Source organism: Shewanella sp. VK101, from assembly GCF_056497865.1.
Genome location: NZ_CM151402.1, coordinates 1,349,370 through 1,373,434, shown reverse-complemented (window position 1 = coordinate 1,373,434; position 24,065 = coordinate 1,349,370). Strand labels below are relative to the sequence as shown.

Sequence of the window (24,065 nt, the reverse complement as noted above, 5' to 3'; positions counted from 1 at the left end):
CTTCATAGTGCTCAAATTAGCGCCAACTTAAGGTGACTGTCCAGTTGCCGAGCTCCAGTTGCCGAGAGTCAGGTTGCCTTGAAACGATTAAGGCACTGGCACCGGCACCGGCATTGTCATCTTCACCAAGCACCATATTCCTTGGACATCGCCAGCACATTATGGCGTGAAAACCACACAAGTTGGCGCCAATACCAAAGCAGCACCCAGCCTGATGCGGCACCATGGTGTTGCTTAACAGAAAAGCTTAACCGGGACATCCCCCGGGATAGACCAACAAGGAGCCGAAAATGAAGCTGGATCCCAAAGAGAAATTGTTAGCCGGCAGAGTGCAACAGATATTGGTCCGAGTGCTGACCCGCGCCGATTGGCAACTGGCATTAACGCAGGACTTTCATCCGGAATATCGTCAGTGGGTAGATGGTAAGGAGCTGGATTACCGGGCCTTTTGTGCTCACATTCACTGGCTCAGAAGCCAGGTAAAAATTAGCGAGATCGGCTTTGAGCAGCTCATTTGTCAGCAGCAAAAGGTGTTTTCCTGTCATAGAGTGGCGGGAGAGAAAGCCGATGGCAGCCGATTCAGCATCAGAGTATTGGCCCTGTTTCAATTCGAGGCCGAACGTATTATCCGCACCGACGAGATGAGTTGTGTGTTAAGCGGCGATGATAGCGCCAAGCGGCTGGCGCAGAGCTACTGAGGATATGACTGGCGCCGGAAGAAATTGTGATAAGCCGCCGAAAACGCACTGAGATTCTGATAGCCAAGCTCCAAAGCCACCTGTGTCATCGGCTGCCCTTGCCGCAGTCGGCGCTGGGCTTCGAGCATAAGGCTACGACGGCGCCAGTCCTTAAAGCTCCCCCCCAGGCACACACGGAACAAGCGATTCAGCGTCCGCTCGGAAGCGCCGCAGTGCTTGGAAAAATCCTCTAGACGCAGCTTAAGATTGGGCGAACGCTGCATGGTTTCGATAACTGGCAATAGCCTGGGGTCCAGACTCTGGTAAAGCGGCTCGAGCCGGCCTTGAGGCTGAAGCTGACACAGATTATCCTGCAACACTTCAAGATAGGCGGCCTCCTTGTCTTCAGTGACAGTTTCCAGTCTTTGCAGCAGCGCCGACCACAGTGGACTGACGCTCATGGGCGCAGGTCCTTGATGCAATCCATGAGACTGCCAATGCTGCGGCAATACCTCGGGCCGCAAATAGAATAAACTGCAGCGTGTATGTTTCAGCAATCTATGAGCATGCTCGCACCCGGGCGGCAGGTACAGGAGTTGACCGCTGAGCAGCAAGGACTCGGCTTGGCCACTCTCCAGCAAAACCGCGCCATGATGCAGATAGATAAGCTGACCGATATCGTGGCTATGGCACCCTGTGGCGTCGCTTTCACTGTAGTGTCTCAATAAATGCCGCATCGCTTTCCCTTATCTCCTTGCCTTGACACAATCTTCCGGCTCATGCCCGGAACGCAAGCATAGCGGCGACGTCCCCTTTCGCTCAAGCGAGCTTGGTTCAAGGTTCCCACAAAGAGCAAACCACAGGCAACAGGACTGCAATTGTAAGATGCCTGAATATACGCTAGGTTTATTCAGTTAATTCAGCCAGATAAATCTGGCAAACGTCAGTACACAAGGATGGTCGCCATGAACGAACAACGCCCCGACTTTATCTACCCTCCCGGCTCAGTGCTTATGCACTCTCCTCTGGTGTTAACCCAGGCCGATATGTACGGCTTTTTCCTCAAGGGCAAGCTTACCAATTTGCAACAGAGTGTCGATCAAACCTTGAACCGGGTCGCCAACAACAAGATGTATTTCAAGGTGTTGTCCCCTTATGTACTGACAACTTTCACTCAAATCGCCAAGGCTTATTCCAGTGTCGAGGTGGATCGCAACAAGGGTTGGATCCAGGAAACCGATATCATCACCTGGGTGATGGTGGGTAAACAGGCCAATCCAGATTCCGGCGAAATCAGCGAAATCCTGTTTCAGCCGCTGCATATCTGGGTCAATGATGCCATGGCATTGATCAATGGCCGTGAGCTGTTTGGTTATCCCAAATACGCCTGCGAATACCGGATGCCTGGCGTAGATGAGCCGCTGACCGAACTGTCGTTGTCGGCCAAGAGTTTTCAAAAATTTTCCCCGGATGCCGAACTGGCAATGGCACCACTGCTCCAGGTTAAGTGTAGGCCGCAGCAGGAGAATGCCCTCTCTCCACTGGAAGCCATAGGCCAAACCTGGGACTTTATTCAGGCCCAAAGCGACTTTATTCCCGATCTGGATGCTCTTGGAGCTGAGCAGGTATTCGAACTGCTGTTCAAACCGGCGGTGGAGCAAGTTTTCCTGAAGCAGTTCCCCGACGCTTCCGGCACCAAGGCGGTATATCAGGCACTGCTGCAGGCGCCGGCCAGAGTCAACAAGGTGCATCATCTGTCGCTGCTGGATAACTCCCTGGTGGCCACCGTCTTTGCCAACGACAGCTTCCCGCTGGCCGACACCCTGGGGGTACAACTCGGCGAGCAGCAGGTGTTGCTGCCCTACCATGTGAACTTTGACTTTGAGGTACCGCCGGGCGAAGTGTTGGTGGACAACTCTGTGGTCAAAAAAGAGAAAATTGCCATTCTCGGTGGAGGCGTTGCCGCCATTACCGCAGCCGTGTGTCTGACCGAACAACCAGGCTGGCAAAACCGGTACCAGATAGATATCTATCAACAGGGCTGGCGCATTGGTGGCAAGGGAGCCTCCGGGCGCAATGCCGCCATGGGGGATCGTATCGAAGAGCATGGGCTGCATATTTGGTTTGGTTTCTACCAAAATGCCGCCGCTCTGATGCGCAAAGCCTATGAAGAACTGGGGCGAGCGGATGACGCGCCGCTGGCCAGCTTTGTCGAAGCCTTCAAGCCCCATAACTTCATTGTGCTGCAGGAGCAGATAGAAGGTCGCAGCCTGAGCTGGCCCATAGAGTTCCCGCCCATGCCGGGTATCCCCGGCGACAGTACAGAAACCCTGACGCTGTGGAAATTGGTCAAGGCGGCCTTCTACTGGATCCGCCAATGGTTAAAACAGATGGATGAAGTCGATGAGGCCGTGGCCAAGGATAGCCCCAGAGACTGGTTCTCCCGCGACTGGTTTGAACGCCTGAACGATCGCATCGAAGAGGCGCTGGATGACGCCAAAGATAGCCTGGAAACCCTGGGGGACAAGCTGGAGTGCCGCTTCAACCAGCTGATAGGCCAGGAGTGTGACGATCACCACCACGACACTGTCGAGGACGATGGCCTAATCGAGAATGCCGTCGATATACTGCATCGGCGTCTCAACCACCGCTTTGGCGATCACTTGAGTGGCAATGACGAGCTCAGGCGCCTCTACATAGGTGCCGACCTCGGTCTGACCATACTCAAGGGGATGTTTGTCGATGGGGTATTCAAGGGCGGATTCGATGTTATCAACGGCTATGACTACCGCGAATGGCTGCGTCGCCATGGCGCCAGCGAGCGCTACACTGTCGATTCAGCACCGGTCAGGGGCTTCTACGATCTGGTGTTTGCCTACGAGCAGGGCGATTTCTCCCGCCCCAATGTGGAAGCCGGCACCATAATCCGCTCCATGTTGCGAATTGCCCTCTGCTACCAAGGGGGCGTGATGTGGAAAATGCAGGCCGGCATGGGCGACACAGTATTCACCCCCTACTATGAAGTGTTGAAACGCCGCGGAGTGAATTTTCACTTCTTCCATCAGGTACAACAGCTGCATTGTCAGGGGCAATCCGTCAGCAGCATAGAGATAGTGGAGCAGGCCAACCTCAAACCCGGACTCAGCGAGTATCAGCCGCTGGTGGATGTCAAAGGACTCGGCTGCTGGCCAAGCGAGCCTCTGCTATCACAACTGGATGAAACTCAAGCCAGATTAATTGCCGAAAACCGGGTCAACCTGGAACACTTCTGGAGTGATTGGCCGCAGCTGTACCAGCAAGAAACCGGTCACACTCTGCCGGTGAAACAGCTGCGTAAGGGGATTGATTTTGACAAGGTGATCTTCGGTCTATCCATAGGAGCCGTTCCTCATGTGGCTAAAGAGGTGATGACCCAAAGTCCGGCGCTATCTCAAGCTGTGGCCAAGGTGCAAACCGTGGCGACCCAGGCCTATCAGCTGTGGCTCAACACAGATCTCAACGGCCTTGGCTGGCAGCTTTTTCCGGCTTCCGGCGAAGAGCCTGTGCTATCGGCCTTCAGCGAGCCCTATGACACCTGGGCCAGTATGGATCAATTGATTGACAAAGAAAGCTGGCCGATAGGCCGCGTCAAAAATGCCAGTTACTTCTGCTCGGCGCTGCCGGTTGCCGAATATCCACCCAGAGAGCAGAGTGACTTTAACCAGCAAATGAATGCCGTGGCCAAGTCCGGGGCTCTGGGGCAACTCGAGCATCAAATAGGCAATCTCTGGCCGGAAGCCAAAAATGGCTTTGTCTGGGATTGGCTGCACGACCCGGAGGAACGTCAAGGACAACAGCGCTTTGACAGCCAATACTGGCGTGCCAATGTCGACCCGTCCGAGCGGTATGTGTTGTCGGTGAAAGACAGCTCGCGTTTTCGCATCACCACAGACGGTACTGGGCTGGATAACCTCTATGTCACCGGCGATTGGATAAAAACAGGGCTGAATGTGGGCTGCGTCGAAGCCGCAACCATGGCAGGTATGCACACCTCCAAGGCTATCTGTGGCTATCCGCGCCATATTAAGGGTGAGGAAGACTTCTGATAGGCATCCAGGCGAGATTTAGCCTGTTCGACTCAGCTTTGGACTTGCTCTGGACTGAGCTCCTGACTTAGCCCAGGAATTAGTCCCGAAATTAGCCCCGTGAGTTCAGCGGGGCAGGCCTTCGGCTGCAGCCAGTTGTCTGGCGTGCAGCTCACGGCGACGCAGACTCTTGCACTGATACAAGTCTTTGTCGGCGGCGCGGACCCAATCCTGGATCTTTTCTTTATCTGTACTGGTGGCAGAGCCATGATTGACACAGAGCTCAGCAAAACCTTCACTGGCAATACGCTGCTCCAGCCTCGGCAGTAGGTTCTGCAGTTGCTGCGCCTCGGCTTCCGGCAACAGCAAAGCAAAGTCATCGCCACCGATACGAAAAGGCTTTAACTTGGCCACAGACCAGCTCTTTAGTTCTTCGGCTACCGCCAGCAGCAATCTGTCCCCTTCCCCATGTCCCAGGGTGTCATTGACCCGTTTCAGCCCCTCAATATCCAGCAATACCAACATATATCCCGGCTTGGGCATGCCACTACTCAGGCAAGTATCCGCCAGACTCTCATCATAGGCCAAGCGGTTGGCAAGACCGGTGAGGCTATCACTGCGGGCTCGCTCCCAAGCGATGCCCAACTTACGGATATACTCCTGGCGCTCTTCCGACAAGAGTTTGAGCTTGCTTGCCAATGCCAAGGACAGCAGCAGAGCATCGGCAGTGCCGCCCAGCAGAGTCGCCAGCTCGGCATACTCAAAGAAGTCCGGGGTGATACCCATGTTACCGGGCAATATGATGATTGCCGGCAATAGCAAACAGCTGAAAGCCATGATGAAATAGCGTGCCGGCGAGAAGCCTTTCATCAGACAGACATTACCGCAAACTATCGCCAGTCCAATCCAGAGCATGATAAGCACGGAAGCAATAATCGCCGTATAGGACAAAAGCCAGATACTGGTAGGCAGTGCCAGCACGCAGGCCCACAGCAAGATGCGACTGAGACGCCAAAGCTTGGGCGAATAGAGAGAAAGCTGCAAAAAATTGTTATAGAACAAGATGTTCAATATTGGAAGACTGATAAAGAACAGGTGGTGCAGCTCGAGTTGACGGAACTGAAACAGGTGCACCGGCAAGTGGAAGGTCAAGGCCCAGCCGCAGAAGTAAGCCAGCACATAAAGACCGTACCAAAAAAACGCCTTGTCACGGGTGGTAAAGAAGATGAACAGGTTATAGCAGGCGATAAAAATCAAGCCCCCGAGGCATAGCACCACGGCGGTGGCATGCCTGTCGGCACTGAGTCTGTGTTCCCTTTCCGGTGCCAGACGGATCTCGGGTGCCGATGAGTAGTAACGGCTCTCGACCTTGACCACCAACCAATAATCTATCCCCGGCTTGATGGTGAACCGCCTGCCGTAATCAAACAGATACTGATAGTCGGCATCATAGCCAGAGTGGGCTTGTTGCATGCTGCTATCCTGCCCAAGCAGCAGAAGGTCGATGGATTCTATGATGGAGTTGCGTACGTCTATGACCCAAGTCTGTTCACGACTGGCCACCCGCAAAGGGTTCACCATCCAGTAACTGCCACCACTCAAACTCAGGCTGGTTTCCTGTTGAGCTCGGATCCAGGCAGGTACCCCCTCGAATGAGGTCGGAGCCAGCTGTTGTGGCTCAGCCTTCAGAATGTAGCTGTTGTCGAGCACCTGAGCGGCCCAGGCACCAACACTGAACTGGAGCAGAACAAACGCAAGCAGTAGCCTGAAAAGGTAACCTGGGTGTTTATCCATATTGAAGGGCGAACGTTTGTCTGTCGGCAAATCGATTTCCGTCCAAGACCATGGCCGTATCCTTATCCCTGAGCACAAAAACGCCCAAGGCACTGAATCTATTTTTATTGTTGGTGATTTAACTCTATTTCGGCTAATGGCATTTTGCAATCTGGCTCACGGCATTCGTGACAAAATTCTGTCAGGAAACGCAAGTTTGCCACGAGCTGATGACAAAAAAGTGTAAATTCAGTCGATTCTGACCCTATCCCCTACCAACTTGAGCATTTCTGTAGCGACATCCACTTGAGCGGCCAACACTAAAAAGTACCAACCCACGGTATTGCCTGTGCCCCTGATACTCAGATAATTACCCCAAAACTGCATCCCGGACTTGAGCAAGTTGTCACGACTGGCACGATTCTCTTTTCTAACTGTAGCAAACAATAGCCGAATCCCCATTTCCCGGGCGATTTGGATCCGCTTTCGCGTCAAGGCCGCCGCAATCCCCCGCCGTCTATAGTCGGGGCGCACCATTAAATACCCAAGCTCGGCGATATCTCCTCGCCCGGCCTTAATCACAGCGCAGCCCACCAGCTCCCCGGCCCCGTTTTGCGCCACTATCACGGCACGGGAGGCCATAAAGGCCTGATGATCCAAGGGGTGAGCATTATCATCGCGGCTGTCCACCAAAGCACAAGCGGCAGCAATCAAGTCAGGGCTTTGGGCCAGGGAAACCGTGATTTCCTGGGCAGGATTAGGCATAGATACTCCTTTGGTGACTATACTTGGCGGATATGTGAGCTATTGAAGGGGACATCCCCATAAAACTTAACCTCGACTTAACCAGATTAACGTATGGCTACAGGTAAAAGCCGCAATTGGTTCGGGAAGGTGCGAATAAGTCCTCGTGGCCTTCTCTTTTGTGTAGAGAGTGGCTTACACAGCAATTGGCGTTCAAGACATCTGACTGAAGGCATGCCGGGGCCTGTCGAAGTCGGATAACGCCGAAAGCCGGTTGTTGTGAAAGCCCTGAAGGGCGTGGCTTACAAGCCTGCCTGCTGTGTTGTGCTTCTTGCAAAGGACTGAGCCATTTACTGCGAACCACGCCTTGCATCCTGGCCTGTCAGCCGACGCAGAGCACACATGGAACCTGTTCGCACCTTCCTTATGTTAGCCCCATTGAGGGAGTTTGTGGCAGACAACAAACACAATTCTCTGAGTAACCCCCGGTAATCGGGTAGCTGTCACGCTCCGGGAACAACAAGAGGAAATCGTATCTCGACTATTGCACTGCTTTGCGGCTCAGGCCTATGACTGGCGGCCTGTGGTGGTAGTGACAATGACACCCCGCCGACACCGACGCCTGATACCGCCAAAGTCAGCTTTGCCGTGTCTGATGCCCCGGTCGACAGCGCCGAAAAAGTGGTAGTGGCATTTGACAAAATTGAGCTGGTAAGGGCAGGACAGGATAACATCATCCTCGAGGTCTCCGGCGCCAATGGCGAGGACTACCGCCAACTGGATCTGTTGGAATATCAAGGCAGCGACAGCGCCCTCATCCTCAGCGATGCCGAGTTGGAAGTAGGCACTTATTCAGAACTCATCCTGCATGTATTGGATGAATCGGTCGGTTCAGATCTCAGCTATGTGATCGACGAAACCGGTCAAGTGCCACTCAAACAACCCAGTAATAAACTGCGCTTGGGCAGCTTTGAGGTCGGCAGCGCCGGCGTTCAGCGTTTTACCATAGAGTTTGACCTGCGCCGTAGTCTGGTGGAGAACCAAAATGGCCAGCGTTACAACCTCAAGCCTCATGGCGTGACTATAGTCGACAACGCGACTGTGGCTTCATTGTCCGGCCAAGTGGATATCAACCTGTTCAACGCCGGTGAATGTGCTGCCGATAGCGGTAACTTTGTCTACCTCTATCCCGGCCACGATCTGGACCCTGCACTGCTGACCGACAACCTGGATCCGGATGTCAATCAGAATGCCGTACCAGAAGGTGCCGTAGTGCCTTACAACTCGGTCGAAGTAGAGTATGAAGTGGGTAACTTCGGCAAATACGCCTTTGGCTTTATTCCCGCCGGGGATTATACAGTAGCCTTCAGCTGCAGCGCGGAAAATGACGATCCAGAGCAATATGATGGTCTTATCATTCCCAACCCTGCCCCTCAGTTGCATCAGGTCACCCTGAGCAACCAAACCGACACTGCGCAAGATTTCAATGCCGTTGTTGCCCAGTAAATTTCAAAACCTTTTGTGAAAGGGAGCCTGTGCTCCCTTTTCTTTTGACTGTCTTCTATTGAGCCCACTTTGCAGAAGTGGTCAATGCTGCGCCATAAAAAAGCTAACGACTATAGATACAGTAAGGTTGCCAATCCAAGGAAGGTAAAGAAGCCGACAACATCCGTGACCGTGGTCAGGATCACTGAGCCTGAAAGCGCAGCATCCTGATTGAATTTCTGTAATATCATGGGTACTGCCACCCCGGCCAAGGCCGCAACCAGCATATTGACCAAAATTGCCACGGCTATCGTCATACCAATCAGGTTATCGTCAAACCAGAGCCCGGCCACCAAACCTATGAGTATGGCCCAGAGAATGCCGTTGAGTGCCCCTATCCCGAGTTCGTTCTTCATCAAGGAAAACAGGTTGCCTATGGAAATCTGTCCCATCGCCATGCCGCGGATCATCAGGGTCAATGATTGCGATCCGGCAATACCACCCATAGAAGCCACTATCGGCATCAATACCGCCAGCGCCACTACTTTTGCCAATACATCCTCGAACAAACCTATGGTGGCAGAGGCCAAAAATGCCGTCAGCAGATTGATCCCGAGCCAAATGGCACGGCGACGCGCGCCCTTGACGATAGGCGCAAACAGGTCATCGGATTCATCCATACCGGCCGAAGCCATCAAACGCGCTTCATAGTGTTCTCGCACCAAGGCGGTTGCCGTTCGCAGCGTCAAGCGGCCGATTAAGGTGCCTTCTTCATCGACCACCGGCAGTTCAATGTCTGAGCTATGCTCTATCGCTTCGGCCGCCTCTATCAAGGATGAATCGGCCGACAATACCCGGCTGTCCGGTTCAATAAGCGAAATAAGCTGGGTTTGTGGATCCTGGCGAAAAATCTCATAGCGACTGACTGTCCCCTGGTAATGATTATCCTCATCCACCAGATAGAGATTTTCGCAGCAATCCAAGTCAATGCGGCGGAAAAAACGCTGCGCCTGTTCCACCCGGCTTTTGTTACTGAGCACCAAGGCCTGATGTTCTGTGTAACGGCCTATTTCATTTTCCGAGTATTGATCATAAAGCTCGTAGCGCTTGCGTTGCCGCTCACCCATTTGCGCCAAAGCGCGGTCGATAAAGCTGTCGGGCAGATAATCGCTCCACTCGATCATCTCTTCAGCTGACAGCTGCGCCAGCAACAGATCCACCTCTTCCACAGACATCTGCCTAAGAAGGCTCATCCTGGGTTCGGCGCGCATCAAGCTGAGCACAGCCGAGCGCTCGGCAAAGGCTATCTGATTCCAGCGCTCATAGCGTTCATCCAGCGGCAAGGACTCCAGCAATAAGGCTATAGTGCCAGGTTCGGCCTCTTCAAGGATCTCACCAAAGACCTCGGCCTGAGCCTCGCCCTCCAATAGCGTTAACTGCTGTACCACCTGCCCCACTTCTGCTTGAGGTTGAAGCTCCGGCTCGGCTGCTGTTTGTGTCACTCAACTCTCCTCTCTTTCTTCTTGTTGGTATGCGCTTGGGTCAACATTTAAATTGCACGCAAATAAATTGCTGACAATAAAACTTGTGATATATAGTAAAGCCTCAACCAAGGAGCCACTATGTCTAACTCAATATACGCTATCCCACTGGAGAATATCCAAGGACAACAAACGGATCTCAGCGAATTTCAAGGCCGGGTCATGTTACTGGTCAATACCGCCAGTGCCTGTGGCTTTACTCCTCAGTATGCCGGATTGGAAAGCCTGTATCAGGAATTCAAAGACCAAGGCCTGGTTGTACTCGGCTTTCCCTGTAACCAGTTTGGTGCTCAGGAAAAGGGCAATGAGCAGGAGATCCAATCCTTCTGCGAATTGAATTTTGGTGTCAGCTTCCCACTGTTTGCCAAGCTGGAAGTCAATGGCCCCAATGCTCATCCCTTGTTTAAACTGCTCAAGCAACAGGCCCCTGGTGTGTTGGGTTCAAAAGGGATTAAATGGAATTTCACCAAGTTTCTGGTCGATCGCCATGGCAAAGTCATCAAGCGCTATGCTCCCACAACCAAACCCGAGGCTCTGCGTGAGCAGATTCTCCAGCTGTTACAGGATAAATAATCAATTGAAAAATAAACCAATTAAAAAAACATGATTATTTTTCGCCATTCAGGGGGAACCAAAACATCACTAAAGACTCCAACATAGTGAGCAGTGAATTTACTTTTTCATGTTCATCATTCTCCCTAAGGGGCTTCTAGCGCAGCCCCATTGATCTTCGATAGATCATAAGGCAGTCCTTAATGGCTGCCTTTTTTTATGCCTGCCGGCTCCCCAAGAAAAATCTCTTTATGGCTGAACTTTTTCTCTCCGAATGGCTCTGAATAAGTGAAGCTATTTTAACGGTTTCATCATCATCTCCCTTTGGACTGAGATACTGGAGCTAGCGCACAAGATCTTTGTCCCCTGCATTTTTTAGGCAGTCCTTTGGACTGCCATTTTTATTATCTATTTTTATGCTGTTTGGGGACTTAACCCTCTGCCTTTAATCATGCTTGGCATGTCGCAGATAAAAAATTTATCCACCAGGGAAACTTTTTTGTCAAAGCCGACTCTGAATAACAGAACCTTTTTCAAGTGTTTCATCATCACCTCCCTTGGATGGGAGCCCGACGCTAGCGCAGCGGGTTTTCATTCTTTGCATGACTTAGTTTTGTACGAATTTGTATGGCAGCCCCTTGGGTTGCCATTTTTTTATCCCCAGTCTTTCATTGCATACCAAGGCCAGCAAAAAAATTTCTCTTCCAGGGAAACTTTTCGTCAAAGCTGACTCTGAATAACTGAACCTTTTTCAAGTGTTTCATCATCACCTCCCTTGGATGGGGCCCGACGCTAGCGCAGCGGGTTTTCATTCTTTGCACGACTTAGTTTTGTACGAATCAGTTTTGTACGACCTTGTATGGCAGCCCCTTGGGTTGCCATTTTTTATCCCCGGTTTGTCATTGCAAACCAAAGTCAGCAAAAAAATTTCTCTTCCAGGGAAACTTTTTCGTCAAAGCCGACTCTGAATAACTGAACCTTTTTCAAGTGTTTCATCATCACCTCCCTTGGATGGGAGCCCAACGCTAGCGCAGCGGGTTTTCATTCTTTGCACGACTTAGTTTTGTACGAATCAGTTTTGTACGACCTTGTATGGCAGCCCCTTGGGTTGCCATTTTTTTTATCCTACAGCTCGACTCATTCGGATAGATAAATAGTTAATGCCAATATTGCCATTCAAGAAAATGAAAAGACTGAGTCAAAATCACTGTAAGAGCATAATGTGACAGACTTTTTGGGGATCTACAGATAGGAGTGAAGCAAATAAAACTGAATTATTTTGCTTGGTGCGGGAACTCGCGGAAAAATCGGCAGTCAGAATTAGTGAACCGAGTGTTTCATCATTATCCTCCCTTCAAGATGGTTTCTAGCGCACCATCCAGAGTTTAGATTGAACTCTGACAGCGACCCAAATGGGTCGCTTTTTTTATGCCAGGATTTTACTGTTTGTCAGGCCCATTGAGGTGCGGTTTGTGAACTTTGCAGGAGCGTGGTCAGCATATTGGCCAGCTTATCCAACATCAGCTTCAACCCCTTTGGCATACTTTGAACATCTATGCCGAGCAGCAAGTTTTTAACCTCGAGGCCCAATTCGGTATCGCCTTCAATACTGAGTCGGCGCTGGAAAAACAGGGTGTCAGGATCCTCTTTGGCGGCGGCGACCAGCAAGAGTTCAGCGCTATTGGCACTGAAGGTGACTTCCGGGGCCGTAAAAGGCCGCACCTTGAAACCTTGTTCGAAACTGACTTCAAATGCCAACTCCATATCCTCAACCCGAACGCCAACCCATTGCCCTTCAAGAAAGTCCAATTCACCATCCTTAACCTGTTCGCTGAGCAATACCGCCAATAGCTGCTGCAGTACGTTCGCCTTGATGGCGAAGGGAACCAAGGTCAGCGGTTTTCCAACCAACTTGGGAGCCAGAGTGAGAATATCGCGCGCCGCCTTGGCGGCTAAAGCCGTGCGCATCTTGAGTTACTCCTGATTAAAATGCCAAAACTCCGGCAGTCTAACCAAGTTTTATGATCATAAACCTGTTTTATATCAATTCTGTGAGATCCAAAGGTCGATAAACTGCGGCTTTGTTTGTAATTAGGGAGAAAGTTAACATGGAACTCCTGTGTCCGGCCGGGAACTTGGCATCACTCAAGGCTGCTCTCAACGCCGGCGCCGATGCCCTCTATCTGGGGCTGAAAGACGACACCAATGCCCGCTCATTTGCCGGACTGAACTTCACACCGACCAAACTGCAACAGGCAGCCAAAGAGGTAAAGTCTCAAGGGCGCAAGCTGTATCTGACTATTAATACCTTTCCGCAACCGGGTGAAGAGAAACGTTGGTACCAGGCCGTCGATCTGGCCGCCAACACGGATATAGATGGGCTGATCATGGCCGATCTGTCGCTACTGGATTACGCCCATGGCCACTACCCTCACCTGCCGCTGCATCTTTCGGTACAGGCCAGCGCCACCAATCTCGGTGCCCTGGCACTCTATAAGCGTGAATTCAACATTGAGCGCGCCGTACTCCCCAGAGTGCTATCCATCAAGCAGGTCAAAGATCTTGCCAAGGCCAGTCCGGTTGATCTGGAAGTGTTTGCCTTCGGCAGTCTATGTATCATGGCCGAAGGGCGCTGTCAGTTGTCTTCCTATGTGACTGGGGAATCGCCCAATTCAGGTGGCTCCTGCTCACCGGCAAAACATGTGCGCTGGCAGGAAAATCAGGGCTGTCGCCAGACCCGCCTCAACGAAGTCTTGATTGACAGCTCGGGGTTGAACGAGCAGATGGGCTACCCGGTTGTGTGCAAGGGACGTTATCTGACCGAAGAAGACAGCCAGCCGGGCTTTTTGCTGGAGTCCCCCACCAGCCTCAATACCCTGGACTTGCTGCCGGAACTGGCCCAGGCCGGCATAGTGTCACTTAAAATTGAAGGTCGCCAACGCAGCCCCGCCTATGTGGAACAGGTTACCCGGGTTTGGCGTCAGGCGCTGGACACCTATCAGAATGCGCCGGAGCGGTTCCAATCCAAAACCGAATGGCATGCCGCGCTGGCCAAAGTATCCGAGGGACAAACCACCACGCTGGGTGCCTACGAGCGCAGCTGGCAATAGGAAGTTTTCTATGAATATTTCTCTTGGCCCGCTGCTCTATTGCTGGCCCAAAGCACAAGTGCAGGCCTTCTACCGTGAAGTTGCAGACAGCACTATTCCACTGGTTTATCTGGGTGAAGCCGTTTGCAGCCGCCGCAGGCAGATGAAGTTTGCCGATTATCTGGCCCTGGCCCTTGAGCTCAAAGCCGCCGGCAAACAGGTTGTATTGTCGACTCTGGCCTTGATAGAGGCACAATCCGAGCTTAAAGAGCTTAAAAAGCAACTCGATAATGGCGAGTTCATAGTTGAGGCCAATGATATGGCCGCCGTTGGTATGGCGCGGGAGCAGGGACTGCCTTTTGTCTGTGGTGCCAGTATCAATAACTACAACAGAGCCAGCCTGGAAAAGCTGCATCAATGGGGCATGCAGCGCTTTGTGATGCCCATTGAGCTGTCAAAAATGTGGCTGCAAAAAGTCACCGCCCCGACGCCAAACTTTGAAATTGAAGTACTGGGTCATGGTTATTTGCCATTGGCGCACTCGGCCCGTTGCTTCACCGCCCGTCATCAAGGGTTGGCAAAGGATGACTGTCAGACGGTATGCATCAAGCATCCAAAAGGCCTGGTCGCCCAGACCCAGGAGCAACAACCACTATTGCGACTCAACGGCATACAGACTCAGTCGGCAGCCCGCTGCGATCTCAGACGGGAAATACCAGAAATGAAACGTTTGAGTGTTGACTGGTTCAGGGTTTCACCGGATGGCCATGACTCCATCGCTCTGGCGGAGTCTTTACTGCAAAATGCAGGGAGTGAAGTCGATGCTGAAACAGGCAAAGAAGCCTGTAATGGATATTGGCACGGCGCGCCTGGCATGGTCTATCAAAGACTTTGATAGCCCCCGGGACTAACGCCTCCCCCTAAAGCAAGCCTCTAAGCAAGAAGCCATAGCGTCTCTGCCGGGCGGCCCTCAATAAGGACTTTCAACAGGCTCCTGTTCATCGGGGGCCTTTTTTGTGCACAGCAACAAACACAAGACCCAGAGCATAAAGCTGCCGAGCCCCAGCCATTCGAGGACTGCCGGCCACCAAAAGTCAGGCCGAGGTAATTGCAGCACCAACTCATGGTAAAAGGGGTTATCCCCCTCGGTAATACCAAGTTCAAGATGCGGTAGAAACAGAAAAGCGCCCAGACTGACGCCGCTGATAAGCGCCGGGATCAGAGTCCACAGAGTGGCGGCACCAAAGGGGCGCTGCAGCAGATAAGCCAGGTAGCAGCCGACGCTGATACAGCCAAAGATAAAGAACCACTTCAGCATCAGGATATGAAGGTGATAGACATTGACGGGAAACAGGCCAACACCGGCCAGGGCCATACAAGTCAGGGTCAGGCTGAGATACAGGAGATGGCCGCTCAATAAGCGAGACAACTGCAGGGTGAATAACCAACAGAGCACCAGGCTCAAACTGCCGAAGAACAAACCACCATTGAGCAGTACCGCCAACTTAGAATGGCCATAACTGCCCAGCTCACTCAGGCTGTGATTGAGCAGGCTGAACTCCCGCCCATCGCCGCTCTGATAGCCCCAGATAACCAACCCCAGGCCAAGCAGCAGTCCAAAGAGTCCCAGCAAACCAAAGCTCAACGCCATTCTTGCCAGTCTCTGTCTTCTTAACATGCCAGTGTATGCCCCGGATTTATTCTCTGCTGTCTAACTTACATGCTCCAGTTTTTTTTTAAAGCCCGGGCAAGGTCTTTTTGCGTTACCGATCGCTTATTTACCCGAGTTTAAACAACAAAATTCGCTTCCGGTCGAATTATTGCACTTTGGTGCCTCGGCCATCCTTTGCTGTTTTGGCATATCCTCCCGCAGGAGATGACAATAGCCTTGATTACCAAGATCATGCCGGGTCTGGAAACTACAGTTCCGCCCAGGAGAAAAAATACAGCGCTAGCAGATTTCACTGTGTCCAGCCGTTGGATAGCTTGTTTACAGAGTTTTATCCCGACCAAAACACTGACCATCGAAGTTTTCAATTAGTATACATATCAATAACCTGCAAACGCTTTACCTCTAAAAAATTTGCAAAAAGCGCTCACTCAAATAACCACAAAAATGTTATGCTTATCACACTTAAAATGATAATAAGGCCTGAATCAATATCGGGCCACTAACTCTGAGCCGGAATTAAAGATGTCCAGAAGGAATTCCACCACCACAGACAGGGAAGTCTGTCTGCAATCCACCGACGAACTCATTTCCACCACAGATCTTCGCGGCGTTATCACTTACGTCAACCCGGCCTTTGCTGAGATATCGGGTTTTTCTGAAGCCGAGCTGTTAGGCCACAGCCACAACATGGTTCGCCATCCCGACATGCCCAAGGCGGCCTTTGCCGAAATGTGGCAATGCCTCAAGGCCGGCAGTTCCTGGCGGGGATTGGTCAAAAACCGTTGTAAGGACGGTGGTTTTTACTGGGTCGATGCTTTCGTGTCCCCCATCTTTGAGCAGGGAAAAATCATTGGTTATCAATCTGTCAGGGTTAAACCCAGTCAAGGCACCATCAAACGGGCCATCAAGGTATACAGTCGCCTGAATCAGGGCAAAAGGGTCAAAGATCCGCTGACGCTGACGCAAAAACGCTTGCTTTCGGCACTGATGGCCGGCTCTGGCTTACTGCTTAGCGGCTATATCTGGGGCTGGGGCGTGGTGTTGGCCGGAGCCATGTTGATGGCGCTCAATCTGGCTATCTTCTATGACGAAGCCTTTCGTATTCCGGCACGATTGATGGCACTCAAGCAAGAGTACGACTCTGTCAGTCGCTTCATCTATGCCGGGCACGATACGTCATCCGTGCTCGAATTTCAGTTGCAGCGTAAGGCCGCCATGCTTCAGGGCGTTTTGGGCCGGACTCAGGATCAAGCGCTTAAAACCAATGATATTGCCGCTCAGTTGGTGGTGGCCACAGAGCAGGCCAGAGTCGGCATGGATCTGGAACAACAACAGATGCAGCAGATAGCCAGTGCCATCGAAGAACTGCATGCCACTATCAGTGAGGTGGCCGACAACACCCAGGCAACCTCAGGCCGTATAGATGAGGCTTATGGCCTCTGTCGTCAAAGCCGGGATGTGATGCATCAGAACAGTGAACATATTCTCCACCTGGCCGATGATGTTGCCAGGGCGGCTTCCAATGCCAAACGCCTGAACGATGAAGCACAGCAAGTTGCCAACGCCATGTCGGAAATCGACGCCATTGCCGACCAAACCAACCTGCTGGCTCTCAATGCAGCCATAGAAGCAGCCAGAGCCGGCGAACAGGGACGCGGCTTTGCGGTGGTCGCCGATGAGGTCAGAGCCTTATCCGGCCGCACCCAGCAGTCCACCAAGAGTATATCTGCCAGCATAGAGGCCATGTTCAGCATGCTGACCCAGTGGGCCAATGAGATGGAAGCCAGTAGACAACAGGCACAGGAGTGCGCCACTGAAGCATTGTCGGCTGTGGAGTCCATCAACACAGTTAATCAGGGGATGGCTGAAATACACGATCTCGCCAGACAAAACGCCGTGGCGGCAACCCAGCAAGGGCAAGTAGTGCAAGAGATAGCAGGCGGCATACAGACGATTCACGGCGCCACCAATGACAATGTCAGCGCCCTGTGTCAGGTTGAGCAAGCCGTATTGCAGTTAAAGGCCAGTGCCGACAGGTCGCTGAACCTGAGACAGACTTTCGGCTGATACCAAAGCCCAGGTTCAGCCTGAGCAACAAATATCTAACCATTTCTTTTTGAAGGATTTTTCATAAGGAATTGCTCAAATAATAATTAAGCAAGGACAGGAAATAACTATGCTGTTGTGATCAAAGAGACAGAACTGACAGCGAATGAATTTACATAGCCGCGCTAAGGGGGTAATCTTGCCCCCTTAAATTCGGGGGCCGGTTGAATGAAAATGCATTCAGAGCCAATATTGCCCCTGGCGAGTAGCTTTGTTACTCATCCAATTAGTGTAGATTCAGGGTGTAATAACCGTGGCAGACGAAAAACAACCCCGCAACATAACAACCATACTCACCTTCCTGGTGCCATCTCTGCTCGGCGTCTTACTCTTTATGACGCCTATCAGCTATAACAACGAACTGACCATTCCTGTGGCGGTGTTGGCCGGTGAACTCAAGAATTTGCTCAATGATTATTTGACCAGCATAATTTGCGCCATAGTGGTATTTACCGCCACGGCCAGTGTATTGGTGAAACTCCTGCGCCCCGCTTTTATCCGCCGCAGCAAGTTTCTCAATTCCCTGTTGAATATCAGCCCTGCCTGGCTCTTGGTCAGGGTTTTGGGCGCCATATTTATCTGTCTGACCTTCTTCCAGGTTGGCCCTGAGATGCTCATAGCCGATTCCACCGGCACCTTGGTGATGAATGGCCTGTTGCCACTGCTGTTCTGTGTATTCTTTTTTGCCGGTATGTTCCTGCCTTTGTTGCTCAACTTTGGCCTGCTGGAACTCTTCGGAACCTTACTGACCAAGTTGATGCGGCCGGTGTTCAACCTGCCGGGACGCAGCGCCATCGACTGTATGGCCTCCTGGCTCGGGGATGGTAGCGTTGGTATTTTGCTGACCAGTAAACAGTATGAGAACCGCTTCTATACCCAGCGTGAAGCGGCGGTTATCGGCACCACCTTCTCGGCAGTCTCTATCACTTTTACCCTTGTGGTACTCACCCAAGTGAAACTGCAGGCGATGTTTGTACCCTTCTACCTGACAGTCTGTCTGGCCGGTATTGTTGCCGCCATAATAGTGCCCAAGTTGCCGCCGCTGTCGCGCAAGAAGGATGTTTATATTGATGGCAGCCCCAGACAAAAAGATGATGAGTCGCTGCCAGCAGGTCATAACTCTCTGTCCTGGGGACTGGATCTGGCGCTCACCAAGGCGTCCCACACAGGTGGCGTATTCAAGGTGCTCTCCGAAGGGGTGAAAAATGTCATCGATATGATCTTCGGTGTGCTCCCCGTCGTAATGGCATTAGGTACCATAGCTCTGGTCATCGCCGAATACACCCCGGTATTTAACTATCTTGGTAAGCCTTTTATTCCATTGTTGGAACTGATGCAGATCCCCGAAGCTACCCAAGCCTCCAAGACTATAGTCGTCGGGTTTGCCGATATGTTTATCCCCTCGATTCTGGCCACCAGCATAGAATCCGACATGACACGCTTTGTGATTGCGGCGCTGTCTGTCACCCAATTGATCTACATGAGTGAAGTAGGTGCCTTGCTTATCGGCAGCAAGATACCGGTGAAAATTTGGGAGTTGTTTGCCATCTTCCTGCTGCGAACCCTGGTTACTCTGCCTGTGATTGCCGGGATGGCACATCTACTGTTCTAAGGGCAATTTAGCCGGACTTCCCCACAACGGCCGCTACATGCGGCCTTTTTTTATTTCTAAGCACTAGAATGTGCTCACAAAATTCGCATTTCGGCCACCAGCATCTACACTGAAAAAAGTCCGTTTTTGAGGCTTTTCGGTGAAAATCTTTGCGTTTCTGCTCCTTTTTACGGCACTTTGGTGCCTCGATAGCCTGACACCGTCATTGGGCTATCGCCCCGTCCTTGAGCAATTTCAGGCCGAAGACGGCTTGTCGATGAACACTGTCAATGACCTCGCCACAGACGATCGTGGTCACCTGTGGATAGCCACTCAAGCCGGACTCAACCGCTTCGATGGCGAACATTTCAGAATCTACAGTAAGCAGGACGCTCCCTACGGCCCTAGTGGCAATCACATTGAAAGACTGTTGTTTTCAAGCCAGAAGGAGTTGTGGCTGCTGACCTTGAGCGATGGCCTGAATCTTTATCATCCGGACAGTGGCCGCTTTGAAATATTGGGTGCCGAAGCCGATCTGCCGCTGACCGGGATCCGCGAGCTGGCAGAAGACAAACAAGGCATGCTCTGGCTGCTGATGGATGATGCAAAGGTTTGGCGCTACGACCCCAAACGCCGCCAACGCCTGGATAGCCAGCAGCTTCAGACAAATACCGTTTCACAACTGAGGTTTTATGCAACACCTTCCGGCGACTTGTATCTTGCAGGAGACTCGCTCTGGCAGCTGGATGACAGCAAGTCCTGGCAACAGATGGCAATATTGCCGCAGTCTGCTCCGGTAGAGTCTCTGATACAGGCCAAAGACGGCAGTTTATGGCTCGCAAGCAAAGGAACGCTCTGGCACTGGTCTTTGGGAACCGAGGCCGTGCCTTACTCCATCAACCAACTTGGCGATGCCGGCATTCGGCATATGGTTTTGGATCCACAGCAACGGCTCTGGTTGGCGGTGGATAAACTCGGTCTGCTGCGATTTACACCTCAAACCCGGGAGCTTCTTTGGCAACCAAACAGCGATGGCAAGACCATCCAGACGCTGCATCTGGATGACAGCAACCAACTTTGGATAGCGACCAAGGGAGCCGGTCTCGGTAAGCTGGATCTCAATCAGGAAGCCATGGGAAAACTGCTCCCCAACAGTTTCGAGAACCACAACCTGGGTAATGGCGATGTCAGAGCGATTTTTCGCGATCATCTGGGGCAACTCTGGGTCGGCACCGCCAGCGGCCTTTATCAGGCACTGGAGTCTGACTCGGGCAAAATTCAAGGCTTCAAACCCTCGCCGCTAGCAAGCCAACTGCTGGATAAGGCCTTTATCGGTTTTATCAAAGAAGACAGTCAGGGCCGGCTGTGGATTGGCACTCGGGGCGAAGGCTTACTGATCTTCAATGCCGAGCGCGACAGCTATCTGCACTATCGCCATCAGGCCAATGAACCGGGCTCACTACCGGCCAACACCCTCTACAGTTTAACCTTTGATCAAAGTGGCATTGCCTGGATAGCAACCAAAGAAGCCGGAGTCAGCCGTTATCTTGGTATCGAAAAAGGCTTTGCCGCGCCGGATGCCACGCCGCTGCCCAAAACAGAAACCACTTCGATACTGGAGGATAACGGCGGCAATATCTGGATCACCAGTTACGGTGAAGGCCTATTCAGGCTCAAGCCGGATGGCAGTGTATCTCATTGGTCCACGGATACTGAAGTCCCTCTACCCAGCAAGCATCTGTTTTCCATCTACCAACATCCGGATGGACAGTTATGGATAGCATCCAGTGACGGCGTATTCTCATTCACCCCGGATAGCGGGCAGTATCAAATGTTTGATCGCCAACACGGCCTGATAGGCGATGTCGCCTACCTGATGCAACATGATGCCGACAACAAACTCTGGATTGGCAGCGCCAGCGGCCTGTCATGGCTGGATCCCGCAACAGGCACAAGCCGTAATTTTGCTTATGAAGATGGCTTGCAAGCCAACGAGTTCAACTTTGGCGCCGGGTTTCTCGATCGGGACGGTAGCTTGTTTCTCGGCGGTGTAAAAGGTCTCAACCATATCCAGCCCCCCGCTTTACCCGCGAGGAAACCTCCGGCGCAGCCGATCATAGATGAACTGCAGGCCCTGGGGCAAACACAAGAGCACGCACCAAAACCCTGGAGCCGACAGAAACTGGTTCTGGGGGTTGATACCTTGCCGCTGAGTCTCAAATTCCACAGCCCGAACCTGCATCACGCCAGGCATCTTGAGTATCAATACAAACTCGAAGGCATGCAGCAGGAGTGGCTCAATACCCGGGGGGCCAGAACCGCCTTCTTCCCGGCGCTCAAACCCGGTGACTATCGCTTTATGGTCAGAGCCGTGGATATTGACGGCAATACCAGCCCGGCGCAGAGCCTGCTGCTGAGCATAACCCCCAGGCCCTGGCAAAGCCCCTGGGCTTATACTATTTACAGCTTATTGTTGCTGAGCCTGATATTTGGCTTTGCTTATAACAGGTGGCAGAAGTTTATTGAGCAACGAAAACTGCTGCAACAGGTGGCGAGCAGCGAGCAAAAGCTGCAACTGGCACTTATCGGCAGTGGCGATGAGTTTTGGGATTGGGATTTGCAGGCACAGGAGGCCAATCGCAATAACGCATTTCTCTGGTATCCCGAGCCCGAAACCCACCTGAAAGATACGCTGGAGCGCTGTGTCCATCCCGAAGACTTGCCGCTCATCTGGCCCGAGATTGATGCCTGCCTCCATAAAGACCGGCAAGAATTTGAACTCAGCTATCGCGGCAAGACCCAGGACGACAGCTGGCTTTGGGTACTCAACCGTGGCCGGGTCATGGCCAGGGATCAAGAGGGGCGCCCTTTAAGGATTACAGGAACCATCAAGGATATTCAGAAACTGAAAGAAACCGAATCGGCACTGCGTCGTTTCAATCAGGAGTTGGAGCAGAGGGTTAAACAGCGCACTGAAGCGCTGCAACAGAGCAATGATGAACTGAACCACACCCTGGAAGAGTTACGACTGGCGCAGTCTGAACTGCTGGATAAGGAGAAAATGGCCACACTTGGTGGTCTGGTTGCCAGCATCACCCATGAAGTCAACACTCCCATAGGTATCTGTGTCACCGCGGCTTCGCATCTGGCGGAGAATGTTAAAGCCTTCAACAAGCGCTTTTACGCCGAGGATGTCGATCAGCAGGATTTCGAACAGTACCAGAGTGAAGTGGCCGACTGCAGCCGACTGATGCTGACCAACCTGGAACGCGCCGCCAAGCTGATCCGCAGCTTCAAACAGCTCTCCGTCGATCAGTCCCATGAAGAACTGCGGGAATTTAACCTGGGGCACTATCTGGATGAGATTTTCCTGTCGCTCAACCCCATGTTGCACCGCTCGCCTCACAAGTACAGCTATCAATGCCCGGCCGACATCACCCTCAACTCCACTCCGGGCGTCTTTTACCAAATTATCAGTAACCTGTTTACCAATTCGCTGGTACACGCCTTTCCAGAAGGAAGCGAGGGACGGATGTCGCTCAATGTCAGCCGCACAGATAACGGCATAGAGCTTGTCTACCGTGATGATGGTTGCGGCATGAATACCGAAGTACAACAAAATATTTTTGTTCCCTTTTTTACTACCAAACGCGGTAAAGGCGGCAGTGGCCTGGGGATGAACATAGTCTATAACCTGGTGACTCAAGTACTTGGCGGCGAGATCCGCCTGATCAGCGCACCGGGTCATGGCAGCGAGTTCCGCATCATACTGCCAAATGATATCGAGGTAAGTTCAGGGGCGTCACAATAAGGTCATCAAGACGTCACTTCAAGGTCAAATAACTGACTTAGAGTCTTTCACAGTCAAACCCGTTTCACTGGTTTTATCCAGGAGCCGCGATGAAAGACAGCAAGTCATTGGTCAACAAACCATCGACATTTCACCCATCCTCCCGCCGCGCAGCCGAGTCTGTCATCAAGCTCAACGCCCTCTGGCTCTCGGATATTCACCTGGGCAGCATTGACTGCAAGGCCGAATATCTGCTGCATTTCCTAAACAGCGTTCAGCCCAAAGTGCTGTATCTGGTGGGGGACATAGTCGATATCTGGGCCCTCAAACGCCGGGTATTCTGGCCCGAGAGTCACAACCAACTGCTGCAAAAACTGCTGCAAATGGCACAGAGCGGCATCAAGCTGGTGTATCTGCCCGGCAACCATGACGAGCTGTTTAAGGACTACCACCAGCTGCAACTCGCCGATGTCATTATCAGCAAAGAGTACAGACATCAAACCCTGAGTGGCAAGACCCTGCTGATGCTGCATGGCGATCAGTTTGACTCCGAAGTCTGTATCGGCCGCATCACCGCCCGCCTCGGCGATCACCTCTACGATGTCTTGATGTTTCTCAACCGCCAGTTGCACAAGGTTCGCCGCCGTCTCGGTTATCCCTATTGGTCTTTGGCCGGCTTTATCAAGCAAAGAGTCGGCAAGGCTCAACAAGCTATCAACAGTTTTCGCGAAGCCGTGGTGCGTTATGGCCGCAAGCAGAAGGTGGACGGCATCATCTGTGGCCATATTCACCAGCCGGAGCTCACGGAAATGAGCGGTTTTATCTATGCCAATGATGGTGACTGGGTAGAGAACTGCACCCTATTGACTGAAACCCTCGAGGGCGAGCTGCAACTCGAGCGCTGGAATGAACAACTGGGCCGGACCGAAGTACTGAAACGCTTCGCCTGGCAGGGACAAGAACAACAAGCTGCTTAAATCA

The 24,065-nt window shown here is 52.2% G+C and carries 16 protein-coding genes and 1 pseudogene; 10 read left to right on the top strand and 7 right to left on the bottom strand.

Annotated elements, in window-relative coordinates; genetic code table 11:
- Positions 1-290: 290 nt before the first annotated feature.
- Positions 291-698, top strand: coding sequence for a hypothetical protein (locus tag ACSHSR_RS06200; RefSeq protein ID WP_479631346.1), 408 nt, complete (start codon positions 291-293; stop codon positions 696-698).
- On the opposite strand, the gene ACSHSR_RS06195 is transcribed toward ACSHSR_RS06200, so the two are convergent.
- Both ACSHSR_RS06195 and ACSHSR_RS06190 read right to left on the bottom strand, forming a co-directional pair.
- The gene (locus ACSHSR_RS06195) at positions 692-1,138 is read right to left on the bottom strand and encodes a helix-turn-helix domain-containing protein (protein WP_223828993.1); all 447 of its coding nucleotides are present in this window, start codon (positions 1,136-1,138) and stop codon (positions 692-694) included. The genes ACSHSR_RS06200 and ACSHSR_RS06195 overlap by 7 nt on opposite strands.
- Before the next feature lie 18 nt (positions 1,139-1,156).
- Positions 1,157-1,414 (bottom strand): annotated as a pseudogene (locus tag ACSHSR_RS06190) (AraC family ligand binding domain-containing protein); the annotation flags it as partial.
- 228 nt (positions 1,415-1,642) lie between these two features.
- Here ACSHSR_RS06190 and ACSHSR_RS06185 point away from each other — a divergent pair.
- Positions 1,643-4,762, top strand: coding sequence for an NAD(P)-binding protein (locus ACSHSR_RS06185; protein WP_479631345.1), 3,120 nt, complete (start codon positions 1,643-1,645; stop codon positions 4,760-4,762).
- A gap of 105 nt (positions 4,763-4,867) precedes the next feature.
- On the opposite strand, the gene ACSHSR_RS06180 is transcribed toward ACSHSR_RS06185, so the two are convergent.
- The gene (locus tag ACSHSR_RS06180; protein WP_479631512.1) at positions 4,868-6,535 is read right to left on the bottom strand and encodes a GGDEF domain-containing protein; all 1,668 of its coding nucleotides are present in this window, start codon (positions 6,533-6,535) and stop codon (positions 4,868-4,870) included.
- A gap of 228 nt (positions 6,536-6,763) precedes the next feature.
- The gene (locus ACSHSR_RS06175) at positions 6,764-7,279 is read right to left on the bottom strand and encodes a GNAT family N-acetyltransferase (RefSeq protein WP_123116714.1); all 516 of its coding nucleotides are present in this window, start codon (positions 7,277-7,279) and stop codon (positions 6,764-6,766) included.
- Between the two features lie 552 nt (positions 7,280-7,831).
- Between ACSHSR_RS06175 and ACSHSR_RS06170 the strand changes: the two genes are divergently transcribed.
- Positions 7,832-8,764: a DUF4382 domain-containing protein gene (locus tag ACSHSR_RS06170; protein ID WP_479631511.1), complete on the top strand. Its 933-nt coding sequence runs from the start codon at positions 7,832-7,834 to the stop codon at positions 8,762-8,764.
- A 110-nt stretch (positions 8,765-8,874) separates the two neighbouring features.
- Here the strand turns inward: ACSHSR_RS06170 and ACSHSR_RS06165 are convergent, their stop codons facing one another.
- Positions 8,875-10,245 carry a magnesium transporter gene (locus tag ACSHSR_RS06165; protein WP_028779822.1) on the bottom strand — a complete coding sequence of 457 codons (1,371 nt, stop codon included), beginning with the start codon at positions 10,243-10,245 and terminating at the stop codon, positions 8,875-8,877.
- A 120-nt stretch (positions 10,246-10,365) separates the two neighbouring features.
- On the opposite strand from ACSHSR_RS06165, the gene ACSHSR_RS06160 reads away from it, so the two are divergent.
- Positions 10,366-10,857 carry a glutathione peroxidase gene (locus ACSHSR_RS06160; protein ID WP_045283548.1) on the top strand — a complete coding sequence of 164 codons (492 nt, stop codon included), beginning with the start codon at positions 10,366-10,368 and terminating at the stop codon, positions 10,855-10,857.
- 1,428 nt (positions 10,858-12,285) lie between these two features.
- Here ACSHSR_RS06160 and ubiT read toward each other — a convergent pair.
- Positions 12,286-12,804 carry a ubiquinone anaerobic biosynthesis accessory factor UbiT gene (ubiT, locus tag ACSHSR_RS06155; protein WP_025011922.1) on the bottom strand — a complete coding sequence of 173 codons (519 nt, stop codon included), beginning with the start codon at positions 12,802-12,804 and terminating at the stop codon, positions 12,286-12,288.
- A 140-nt stretch (positions 12,805-12,944) separates the two neighbouring features.
- Between ubiT and ubiU the strand changes: the two genes are divergently transcribed.
- Both ubiU and ACSHSR_RS06145 read left to right on the top strand, forming a co-directional pair.
- Entirely contained in the window at positions 12,945-13,946 is a 1,002-nt protein-coding gene (gene ubiU / locus ACSHSR_RS06150; RefSeq protein WP_479631344.1) for a ubiquinone anaerobic biosynthesis protein UbiU, read from the top strand.
- A gap of 10 nt (positions 13,947-13,956) precedes the next feature.
- Positions 13,957-14,820: a U32 family peptidase gene (locus tag ACSHSR_RS06145; protein WP_145839017.1), complete on the top strand. Its 864-nt coding sequence runs from the start codon at positions 13,957-13,959 to the stop codon at positions 14,818-14,820.
- A 75-nt stretch (positions 14,821-14,895) separates the two neighbouring features.
- Here the strand turns inward: ACSHSR_RS06145 and ACSHSR_RS06140 are convergent, their stop codons facing one another.
- The gene (locus ACSHSR_RS06140) at positions 14,896-15,603 is read right to left on the bottom strand and encodes a DUF998 domain-containing protein (RefSeq protein WP_145839018.1); all 708 of its coding nucleotides are present in this window, start codon (positions 15,601-15,603) and stop codon (positions 14,896-14,898) included.
- Between the two features lie 516 nt (positions 15,604-16,119).
- On the opposite strand from ACSHSR_RS06140, the gene ACSHSR_RS06135 reads away from it, so the two are divergent.
- The 4 genes from ACSHSR_RS06135 (at position 16,120) to ACSHSR_RS06120 (ending at position 24,061) form a co-directional block, all read left to right on the top strand.
- Positions 16,120-17,664, top strand: coding sequence for a methyl-accepting chemotaxis protein (locus ACSHSR_RS06135; protein ID WP_025887220.1), 1,545 nt, complete (start codon positions 16,120-16,122; stop codon positions 17,662-17,664).
- Between the two features lie 373 nt (positions 17,665-18,037).
- Entirely contained in the window at positions 18,038-19,315 is a 1,278-nt protein-coding gene (locus ACSHSR_RS06130; RefSeq protein ID WP_479631510.1) for a YjiH family protein, read from the top strand.
- 139 nt (positions 19,316-19,454) lie between these two features.
- Positions 19,455-23,105 carry a two-component regulator propeller domain-containing protein gene (locus ACSHSR_RS06125; RefSeq protein WP_208184958.1) on the top strand — a complete coding sequence of 1,217 codons (3,651 nt, stop codon included), beginning with the start codon at positions 19,455-19,457 and terminating at the stop codon, positions 23,103-23,105.
- An 89-nt stretch (positions 23,106-23,194) separates the two neighbouring features.
- Positions 23,195-24,061 (top strand): UDP-2,3-diacylglucosamine diphosphatase, encoded by an 867-nt coding sequence (locus ACSHSR_RS06120; RefSeq protein WP_025011918.1) that lies wholly within the window; start codon positions 23,195-23,197, stop codon positions 24,059-24,061.
- Positions 24,062-24,065 lie beyond the last annotated feature (4 nt).